Annotated in this window: 10 protein-coding genes; 7 read left to right on the forward strand and 3 right to left on the reverse strand. The window is 45.7% G+C overall.

Going from position 1 to position 10,790, the window contains the following annotated elements; all coding sequences use genetic code 11:
- Positions 1-232 precede the first annotated feature (232 nt).
- From DKW60_RS19935 to DKW60_RS19965, 7 genes are all read left to right on the forward strand, one after another.
- A complete protein-coding gene (locus DKW60_RS19935) occupies positions 233-1,315 on the forward strand; it encodes a hypothetical protein (RefSeq protein WP_109839429.1) in 1,083 nt (360 codons plus the stop codon).
- A complete protein-coding gene (locus tag DKW60_RS19940; protein WP_109839430.1) occupies positions 1,315-2,214 on the forward strand; it encodes a LysR family transcriptional regulator in 900 nt (299 codons plus the stop codon). The genes DKW60_RS19935 and DKW60_RS19940 overlap by 1 nt, the downstream gene beginning before the upstream one ends.
- A 102-nt stretch (positions 2,215-2,316) precedes the next feature.
- The gene (locus DKW60_RS19945) at positions 2,317-3,006 is read left to right on the forward strand and encodes a hypothetical protein (RefSeq protein ID WP_109839431.1); all 690 of its coding nucleotides are present in this window, start codon (positions 2,317-2,319) and stop codon (positions 3,004-3,006) included.
- A gap of 417 nt (positions 3,007-3,423) precedes the next feature.
- Positions 3,424-3,750, forward strand: a complete 327-nt coding sequence (locus DKW60_RS19950) for an anti-sigma factor family protein (protein ID WP_109839432.1) — start codon at positions 3,424-3,426, stop codon at positions 3,748-3,750.
- A 48-nt stretch (positions 3,751-3,798) separates the two neighbouring features.
- On the forward strand, positions 3,799-4,509 hold the full coding sequence (locus DKW60_RS19955) for a tetratricopeptide repeat protein (RefSeq protein WP_109839433.1): 711 nt from the start codon (positions 3,799-3,801) through the stop codon (positions 4,507-4,509).
- Between the two features lie 156 nt (positions 4,510-4,665).
- The gene (locus tag DKW60_RS19960; RefSeq protein ID WP_219988850.1) at positions 4,666-6,000 is read left to right on the forward strand and encodes an MBL fold metallo-hydrolase; all 1,335 of its coding nucleotides are present in this window, start codon (positions 4,666-4,668) and stop codon (positions 5,998-6,000) included.
- 173 nt (positions 6,001-6,173) lie between these two features.
- Positions 6,174-7,244: a GGDEF domain-containing protein gene (locus DKW60_RS19965; protein ID WP_181389809.1), complete on the forward strand. Its 1,071-nt coding sequence runs from the start codon at positions 6,174-6,176 to the stop codon at positions 7,242-7,244.
- On the opposite strand, the gene DKW60_RS24155 is transcribed toward DKW60_RS19965, so the two are convergent.
- From DKW60_RS24155 to DKW60_RS19975, 3 genes are read right to left on the reverse strand one after another with little or no spacing between them, the layout of a single operon-like run.
- Positions 7,230-7,670 (reverse strand): trimethylamine methyltransferase family protein, encoded by a 441-nt coding sequence (locus tag DKW60_RS24155; protein WP_219988851.1) that lies wholly within the window; start codon positions 7,668-7,670, stop codon positions 7,230-7,232. The genes DKW60_RS19965 and DKW60_RS24155 overlap by 15 nt on opposite strands.
- Positions 7,636-8,418 carry a trimethylamine methyltransferase family protein gene (locus tag DKW60_RS24160; RefSeq protein ID WP_219988852.1) on the reverse strand — a complete coding sequence of 261 codons (783 nt, stop codon included), beginning with the start codon at positions 8,416-8,418 and terminating at the stop codon, positions 7,636-7,638. Before DKW60_RS24160 ends, DKW60_RS24155 begins: the two co-directional genes overlap by 35 nt.
- A 57-nt stretch (positions 8,419-8,475) precedes the next feature.
- Entirely contained in the window at positions 8,476-10,719 is a 2,244-nt protein-coding gene (locus DKW60_RS19975; RefSeq protein WP_109839436.1) for an FAD-dependent oxidoreductase, read from the reverse strand.
- Between the last annotated feature and the right edge of the window lie 71 nt (positions 10,720-10,790).

Consider the following 10,790-nt stretch of genomic DNA (forward strand, 5'->3'; position numbering starts at 1 on the left):
GTCGTCCATAATGTTTTTAAAATATATTTTTATTTACACTTAGGTAAGTATTTAGTTAACTTTAAACACTCACATTTCTCGTTGCGACAATACCGCCCATCACTGCTAAGAGGTCACAGTTCATCCTTATTTAAAGACATATCATCAGTAAGTTTCGGTCAGAACTATTTTGGAAATTACTATACTGTCCTCAACAAACTAAAAAAATGATGTAACAAGGACAATACGATTTATGAAAATCATGGCGCTATTTTGGAAAGTCGCAGTACTGACGTTGCTGTTCAGTAGCTTATTACAGGCAGCACCGCTGGCAACGCGTGGCCAAAACAAACTACAGCAAGCTGACGTGAACAATATGATTCGCGCAGGTGAGCAAATTGCAGGGCATAATTTTACGGCTCAGGAAAAGCTCAGACTAAAACAATGGGCCATCGAACTATTCAACAAAGAGCCTCAGATTCAGGGTGTGACAAAAGCATTTACGCTGTATAGCAAATACCTCAACCTGAGTCATAAACACCAGCAGCGCGATATGAAAGCGATGATCTGGCATCATTTTTACCGCCATATGACATTCAACTGGCGCTTTCCCAAATACCGCCCTTCTCAGGCAACGCTGTATGACGTGATTCAGCGCTACAACCCGATTGTGAAACGACTCAATAAAGAGCGCATGATCCTGACTAAAAATGACATCGTGTTGCTGCGTAGCGGGAATTATTTTTATTCGCGCCCGATGTGGAGTGCGTTAAATACGGTTGCAGTGTTACTGGCTGGCAAACCCATTTCACATCAAGACTCACAAGCAATGCACCAATGGAGCTTGCAGGATTTCAAAGCAAAGCCGCAGCAAGCGATGATGGCATACGCGCTATTTTTGGATGAGATGGTGCCATTCGCCATGAACCCGAGTAACGCTAAGACGCGCGCGCAATATCGTGCCAATACTTACCGACGCTTTTATCAGGGTTTTAAAAATGACCCGCTCGCGCAACGCTCAAACAGTGATTTGATGGATATTGTGAATAAATACAACCATCGCCTACTGACAGAAATGAAACAGAATAAGCAACCCAGCGCCATCGAAGAACAAATCCTTGCCGGTGCATTGATACAGCAGCTTAAGCTTAATCAACTGCACTTTAACAATGCTATGCAATCATACCGCGCCTTTGGTGACAGCCTAAGTCGCTCCATTCGTGATACCAGCACCCGCCATTCTATACAAATCGGTGGAGGTAAAATTATCACGAGCTACCCTGATTACTTCGTCGTAGAAAACGCCCGTGGTGATCGCTATAACGTATCCCGCTAATGAAAAATGAGTTCTCCGGTCGTATCGCTGACACCGATATTCGCTTACTAAGAATCTACAAAGCTGTGGTGGAGTGTGGTGGCTTTGCAGCTGCGGAAGTCACATTGAATATTAGCCGTGCGGCCATTAGCATCGCCATGAGTGACCTTGAACAGCGGCTATCACTGCGGCTTTGTCAGCGAGGTCGTGGCGGCTTTTCGCTGACCGATCAGGGGCAGCAAGTATATCAGGCGATTCTGCAATTGTTGTCGGCACTGGAGGACTTTCGCACCCAAGTCAACGGCATCCACACGCAGCTTAAGGGTGAACTGAATATTGGCATCACGGATAATCTGGTCACCATGCCACGCATGCGTATCACCCGCGCGATTAAAGCACTCAAAGAAAAAGGGCCGGATGTCACTGTTAATATCCGCATGACTCCGCCCAGTGAAATTGAAATGGCGGTGCTTGATGGTCGCTTACATATCGGCGTGGTGCCGACGCTTAAACCACTATCAGGGCTTTCCTACCTCCCCTTATATGATGAAGAATCACAGCTCTATTGTAGTAATACGCATCAACTATTTATGCGTGATGAAAGTGATCTTAGTCTGGAGGATATTCACGCAAGTGATGCGGTATTGCCCGCTTATGCGCAGTCACCTGAGGTGAAAGCGCTTTACCAGAGTATGAAAAGCACCGCCACGGCAACGGATCGCGAAGGGATTGCATTTCTGATTCTGACCGGACAGTACATCGGTTATTTACCCACACATTTTGCTGAGCGTTGGTTGCTCAAAGGTAGTCTTCGTGCATTACTTCCAAAACAGTTCAGTTATTCGACCCATTACACAGCCATTACCCGAAAAAACGCCCGTCCCAATCTGGTGTTAGAAAGCTATCTGGAAGAGCTATAACTGAGCTGACTTCAAGTACGACCGCTTATCTGCCGTAACATACCGACCCTCGGTAAAGTGATAATATGAATCAGTAAGCACTCGCTGACGGGGAAAATAATAATGAAAAAAACCATCAAAACCTTCACGCTACTCGCCACTATTTTAACTGTGCCTGTGACATCTACCGCATTTGCTAATTGTCAGTGGACACATGGCTCATTGGGCGAAACCTTTCAGTCTACCAAAGCACGTATGAAGCAGTATGCTGTGTGTAATGTGCTGGATGAATGCCAGCGCTTAGAGGATGAGTTAACGGAAACCATTTCGCTGATGAGAACGGCTTCCGAGTGTGGGCCGGATGTACTCACACCAGATGACCAGTACATGATTGGCTTCTTTGGTAGCCGCTTTAAGCTGATCAAAAAACAAAAAATCACCTATCTCGGTACTAAGGTTGCTATCGCACCAGCACCAGCACCAGCACCAGCACCAGCACCAGCACCAGCACCAGCACCAGCACCAGCAATGATAGCCTGGGACCCAGTCCCAACAAGCCCTAAAGAAGAAATAATCATGCCTGATGAAACCTATCCAGTGCTATGGAAAGGTGAACTAGGAGATGACACAACGCCTCAGATCCCGCCGAGTCGTTATGCTTCTGCCAGTGAGGTAGAAGAAGTAATCGATCCGCGTGGTGCACAGATGGAGCTAGAAGCACAATACCTTCAGCACTTCGAAAAACAACGAGCCGGATTATTACGCTGGCAACTGAAAGATCAACTGATTGCTGTTAATAGTAGTCCGTTTTAAACAATCCCCACTTTCTTTGTAAAAACGGTAAGCGGTAAATCAGCCATCTTACAGTGCGATTTAGACTCATTTCATCAGTCTAAATCAGCACACCCAATACTGATTAATTATTAATCAATTCGATTAAGCTACTGTTTTATAGCGTCATAATTACTTAATATATTAGCTATCAACAACGTTATCCCCAATTCGTGTGGACAAAGTGGATAAGTTGGAGCAATCAAACAACATGCAAGAGCTAAACATTACAGCCTAAGTCACTTAGAATATAATTGAATCCACCTAATAAGTTGCTTCGTAATCCCAGTAGGGAAGCCCTTTTGTGATACACAACTAGGAGATAAAAATGCAACAATTGTTGATACTAAGAAGAATGGCACTAATAAAAACGGGTAATGCAAGCAGTTGGGGTGAGCAATGAATATCTTTGGCTCTCCAATCATGAGTTTTATGAAAGGCAAAATGCTAAAACATACGCCGGGTATGTTGACTTGCCTTGAGTTCGAACAATACATCGATAAGTATATTACGGGTAAACTAGACAAAAGCGAGTCACGGCTGTTCGACCGACATGTGAAAGTATGTCGTGACTGCCGAAATTATATCAACACCTACGAACGTACCATCACCCAGGGAAAAGCTGTGTTTGAGGAAAAGAATTTGGATGAGGCTGTACCGGATGCGGTACCGAGTGGTTTAGTTGACGCGGTAAACGCGGTGAAAGAACGCAACGCACAGCTGTAATGACTGATAAACTGAACAGCACAAGGCAAATAAAGTAACAAGGAATCAATGACAAATCGTCAGTCGAATATTATCTTTTATGGCGTCATCGCCCTAATCGCTTACGGATTAATCGTTAATCATTTTTATCCTGATTTCTTTGAAGACTTAGGAAAGAGCAAAGAAGAACTGTCGATCAAAGAAGCTGTTGCTCAGGGCGACCATACGCAAGCGCTCAGCCTTTATCGTGGGTTGTTATTAAAACGGCTCGGTACCGACAAAGAAACAACCACTGACACCGCCGAAATATATGAAGAGATGGCCCAGCTACATGCTAAAGCAGACGATACTGCAGAGGCGAAAGCGCACTATCTCAAAGCACTGGAGACAAAAAAACGCCTAAACCCCGTCAATACTTACAGCGTCAGTAAAACGTATTTTGATCTGGGTACTATTGCAGAGCGCGACAAACACATTGATCAGGCGCAAAGCTACTATGAGCAGGCACTGAGCACCAGATTAGGTAAACCAAGGTCTGCTGATGATGAAGGGATATTTGAAGGCCTGCAAAACAATCAGCAGCGCTATAAACGGCTCAACAATGCTGGCACGATAGCGATATTTAACCGGCTTGCAGCACTGCATGTGGCTAAAAAAGATTACACAAGCGCGAAAAATTACTACGAACGCGCTCTTGAGGCCAGCAAACTCACCTATGGCGAAGATGACGCTAAAACTCAGGAAGTCAAAGACCTTATCAAAACCTTGCCGCTAATGTAATCAAGGCAAATCACGCCTATTCGCCTTAGCTCACACTCCCCCATTTGGCTAATTATCAATTACCACCCTACACTGTAAACTAGGTTGATTGAATGAACACGACGTCACAGGCATTGGTACTTGTGGCTTCAGGCTGATTTTATAGTGAGGATGGAAATGACAAGACCGATACGAATGCTATGCTTCTTAATGCTTACCGCTTCATTAGGCTCACACCCCCTCTATGCTGCAGATGATGAAGCAAGTGATGGTATTCGCGCTATAGCTGAAGCCAATAAAGTCATTACCAATATCAACTCTGATCAGCTTGAAAAAATTCTTAAAGATAACCCAAAGACCGAATTAGTCGATGTCAGAAGTGCCAATGAAGTTGACTTCATGGGTGGTTATATTGATGCGGATGAACACGTCAATATTACGCGCGGTTGGTTAGAGTTCAACTTGGCCGCCTATGTAAAAAACAAGGATGCACCAATTGTAGTCTATTGCGGTACTAATCAACGTAGCCCACTTGCCGCTAAGAAACTGATGGATCTTGGTTATACCAATGTTAAAAACCTTGCCGATGGTTTTGAAAAATGGAGAGAGCTAGGTAAGCCAATAAAATTGACCGACAAAGCACCGGAATCTTTACTGTTTAGCCTGCCAGAGCAGGTCACCGCTAATATCTACTCCGCGATTGGGGCGACTGCCCCCGGTACTTATGCTAACTCTGGCCACAATAACAATTTATCCTTCGTCATTACAGATGAAGGCGTCTTGGTATTTAATGCAGGTGATAATTATTTGCTGGCCAAAGCGCTGCATCACGAAATCAAAAAACTCACCGATCAACCCGTCAAATATGTTGTGCTGGAAAATGCACAGGGTCACGCGATGCTGGGCTCTAACTACTGGAAAGAGCAAGGCGCAAACATCATTATGCACGTCGATTCTCATGCTGAACTTCAAGAGTATGGCGAGGAAGTGCTTGAACGCATGAAACGTGGTCGCCGGGATAAAGCGCAATGGACACAACTTGTTGAGCCTGATCAAACGTTTGAAGATAAGTTGGTGATTGAAATGGGCGGTGAAACCTTTGAAGTGCTTTATCTTGGTCCCGGTCATAGTCCGGGAGACATTGCCTTGTGGATACCAAAGCAGAAAACGTTGATCACTGGTGACCTTAGTTTCCATCAACGTCTGATGCCGATCTTTGAACATACAGACACTGCAGGTTGGATTGATACATGGGATAAGATTGAAGCGTTAAATGCTACGCACATTATCCCCGGACATGGCGCAGCAACTCAAGACATTGGAGAACTCAGAAAGTATACCCGTGATTATCTGGTCTATATGCGCAGCGAGGTTGAGAAATTATTGGATGATGACGCTGGGGAACAAGCGGCATATGGCATTGATCAGTCCGCTTACTCTCACTTGGATACGTTCAACGAGTTAGCATTGCAGAATGCAGGACGTTTGTATCGATTAATGGAGTTTGAGTGATGACTGCATAGCACCTTCTGTCAGAAATCACTTAAGGGTCTACATTGTGGGTTTATAATTTAGTAAACCCTAATAATAAAATCACAATGTTCCTAAAGACTACCCATATCCCCAGTTCGATGGAAAAGGATTACCAGTCGTACCTTGCCCCTGAGAGGATAAGATCTACGCGAGTGATCTCGATATTGGCGCTGATCTTATTTTCGTCTTTTATTCTGGTCGACTTCTTTGCGTTACCGTCAGCAGTGTACGAGGCATTCGTGATAAGGCTGGTAGTAATAGCCAGCTTGTGTTTTTCCGTCGTGTTCTCCTTCACCCGCAAGTTTTCCAAATATTATCATCTTGTACTGGTTATCCCTTATTTTTTGGCGGGTGTCGCGATCAATCTGATGATCCTGATAGCCACCCCTGAAGACAAAGCATCGGAGATATATTTCGCAGGATTGGTATTGGTACTGATGGCGATATTTTCGTGGAATTATCTAAACTTGCCATCGGTAACCATCAGCACACTGGGTATTATTGGACTGTACGTTTATGTCGAAATACACAAAAGCACAGATCATGACGCTCTGTATGCCACTATTATACCCAACTGCTTTTTTCTGGTAAGTGCATCTATTATTGGTTTGGTCACTCAGTACGTGCGTGACCAATATCTCAAAGAAAACTTTTTGCTTCAGCAATCGCTTAAACGTGCCTATGAGAAAAAGGCTGCGGAAGCCAACGATAATCAGTACTTAGCGAATCATGATGCATTAACCAATCTGCCGAACCGCCGCTACATGATGAAGCTACTGAATGAGTCGCTGGAGAAGGCGCGATTAAAAGACAAAATCTTAGTGATTTTGTTTGTAGACCTAAATGGTTTTAAACAAATCAATGATGTGCACGGTCATGTTGCAGGTGACGAAACCCTATCCATCATTGCAAAACGCCTTGAACTAGCCATGCGCAGGGGCGATCATTTGTCGCGCCTAGGTGGTGATGAATATCTTATGGGGCTCATACTGGATAAGGATGACTTGCCCAAAGTCAATAAGATCGCTGATAAATATGCAAAAATCATCGCTCAGCCAATAAATATTGAAGGCAAAACGTTAAGAGTGGGCGCCAGCATTGGTTTTGCTATTTACCCACACCATGGCGATGATATTGAAGGCTTGATCAATATTGCGGACCAAAAAATGTACGAGGTAAAGAAGGTCAAACCCAGTCGTACCGCAGCATCAAGCCTCCAGTAAAATCTTATACTTCCTGCGTATCTCCGCATCTGTCTCAGGACGTATATACACAGGTTGGTGCTCTGCCAGAATCTCTTTAACCCGAGTGTTGGCACGCTGCCACATATCCAATGAACCCTGCTCTTCCCACACTGAAGGTTGCTGTCGGTCTGTCAGTTTACTTGGCCAGAAATAGTCCCGCTGCATGGCGTCCATAGTGTGCTGCCCGCCTAGAAAGTGCCCTTCTCCATATACTGCTTCTTTAATCGCTTCAAAGCCCAATGTTTCCTCGGTAACTTCAATACCGCGAAGAGTACGATACACCTGCGATAACATCTCGTCATCAATCAGCATCGCTTCGAAAGACGCACCCAGCAAACTCGCCATCATTCCCGAGGATTCATACACCATATTACAGCCAGCCAGTCCCACACCCAGTGACGTCATGGCTTTTTCCAACCCCACCATAACGCAGCGGTGAAATCACCGGGCTGATATGCGCTTTACAGAACGGACGCTCACGAAACTTACCCTCGACGCCCATAGCAATATCGAACATATCGATAATGGGGTCGACCGTTTCAGCAAGGGTAAAGCTGGTGCCGACAGGCTTAGTGGTTCCCTTAAGTAAGGCGTAGGCCGTGTTGATATCTAAGTCTTTGAGGTCCTCAACATCGGTTGCTACGCAGCAACGGGTAAACCAACTTACATTAGTCAGTGAGTCAGCAAGACGCGTGAAATCATACAAATCACGTAAGGTTGCAGAACGATAGTGATGGGTGTCCACATCCAATGTCTGAACCGCTGCACCGCCCGTACCAAAATGGACTTTATCACCACCCACTTCAAAATCATGTTTGGGGTCACGGCCGTAGTAGACGAACTTACGGCAAGCACCCGCCAAGATATCCTCGATCATCTCTTTGGAATAACACAGTCGACCCTGCTCGTTTTGATGTGCACCACATTCCAGCGCTTTTTCCATCAAAGCATCCGGCACGTCACCCATGCCAATCTCCGACAAAATCCGCAAGGCATTATCGTAAATTTGCCGGACCTCATCATCACTCAACGCTTTGTACTGACCACCGGATGGCCCCGGAGGACAGGGATTAATCTCAGGTGCTTTGGCACGTTTAGCATGCATCGCCTCGCGAGGACTCATTTTACGTCTGCGTCTTGGTTTTGATGACATGCCAATCTCCAACTACTATTATTTACAATCTATCCTGCAACTTATACGGAATACCTTCTAAGCTCTCACCAGAGCCATAGTCGGATCATACAATCCAGGCTCACATACCTCGACCGCATAGCGCTCACCCAAAATTTCCACTTCAAGCTTAGTGCCTATGTCAGCAAACTCAGGATTCACAAAGCCCATCGCGATATTCTTCTCAACACGATGTCCATACCCACCCGATGTAACCGTGCCAATGAGGTCATCACCGCTGTACAGTGAGTCCCCCGCATGTGCCGGTGCAATATCACAATCCACAATCATTGAGACAAATAGCTTTTTTGGGCCACGTTCAATCTCTTTTAATAAAGCGGCTTTACCCACGAAATCAGGCTTGTCCAAATTCACAAAGCGATCAATCGTCGACTCCATTGGGTTGTGCTCATAAATCAAATCAGCCTTCCAGTGACGATAGCCTTTTTCCAAACGCATAGACTCTGTGGCGTACAAACCAAAGTGTGATAAGTTGAATTGCTCACCGGCTTCATTGAGTAGCTTCCACGTCAGATAGAGCTGCTCATTGGGTACGTGTAACTCATAAGCATGTTCACCGGAAAAGCTCACACTCATCGCCGTGACTTCAGCATGAGCCAGCATCATTTGTTTTACTCGCATCCACGGAAACGCTTCTTTTGACCAATCGCTACGCGGTGACAATGATTGCAATAAAGCCCGTGCCTTCGGCCCCGCCACAACCAGAATCGTATGACTAGCCGCCATTTCAGTGATGCTGACCGACTCCGGCTTATAGCGATTCAGCCAATCTAAATCATGCCACTCGGCAGCTGCCGCCGAACCATACCAATAGTGATCATCACCCAGCTTAGCAATGGTCGCTTCCGCTAACACATGCCCTTTTTCATTGAGTAAATAACACAAACTTACACGACCAATCACCGTCGGAATCTTACCGCAGACGAGATAATCCAAGAACGCTCCAGCACCTTCGCCACGAATCTCATAACGGTTAAATCCAGAAACTTCCATCAAACCAACATTCGTTGTTAATGTCTTGATTTCATTGGCAACAATATCTTTGGTAGGAGTAAAGCGGAAACTGTGCTCATCCACAAAATCAGGTTGGTCATCCGGCTTAAAGCACAAGACACGCTCCCAACCATTCACTACGCCCCAGATGGCATTCGCCTGATCCAACACCGGATACAGCGGTGTAGTACGTGCTAAACGTGAGCCGGGGCGATGTTCATGCGGCATGTGGTAATGAAACTCGTTTCGGTAGTCTTCAATTGCTTTGACACAGGTATGTTCGGTATTGGCGTATTGCGTGAAACGACGCGGATCCAGACACCAGGCATCCCACTCTGATTCGCCGTGAACAATGATCTCAGCCAATACTTTACCGTGGCCGCCACCTTCGCCGATACCCGCTCGTAAACCGATATTACAATAAGCATTTTCAATACCAGGAATCTGGCCCACCAGCGGTAAACCATCAATGGTGTAAGTAATCGGCCCATTGACCACGGTGTGAATACCGGCATTTTGCAGCGCAGGCATGCGTTCAAATATGCCTTCCATATTGGGCAAACAGCGATCCAGATCCGATGGACATAAATCCTTAGTGAAGTTTGGATCAATGCCATCCATACCGAAGGTTTTGCAGGCCTGTTCATACACACCGACTAATAAACCGTTCTTTTCCTGACGACTGTAAAAATCATCAAACGGATCACGCACCACCGGCACCTGATAGTCCAATGCTTCCAGCTCCGGCATAGTATCGGTGAGGAAATACATATGCTCCATTGACGTCACTGGGTGTGTGACACCCAACATATTGCCGACTTCATTCACCCGATAACCCGTTGCATTCACCACCTTTTCACAGGTGATGTCACCGTTTTTGGTATGCACGATAAACTCGCCATTGGCTTTGCGGGTAATGTTCTCAACGGGATTGAAGCGATAGATATCGGCACCGGCTTTTTTCGCAGCACGTGCTAACGCCATGGTAATGCCTGATGGGTCGATATAACCATCGAGTGGATCCCACCACGCCCCCAGCATACCGTCAGGCATCATGAGCGGATGTCGTTTGTGCACTTCCTGAGCGTCAATGAATTCCATCTCCACGCCCATGCCTTTGGCCATGCCGATATGGTATTTGTAGATATCAACCTGATCCTGCGTATAGGCCGTGCGCATACCACCCGTGATGTGATAGTAGAATGGGAAATCATCGTCTTTGGCTAACTCGCGGTATAGATCAATACTATGGCGTTTCAGGGCAATCATGGTTTGATGAGTTATGATTGAAAGTAGTGTCTAAAGAATTTGCTAAAAAGCGGCGTATCTGGTTTGTTATT

This window comes from Leucothrix pacifica (assembly GCF_003172875.1).
Lineage (GTDB): Bacteria > Pseudomonadota > Gammaproteobacteria > Thiotrichales > Thiotrichaceae > Leucothrix > Leucothrix pacifica.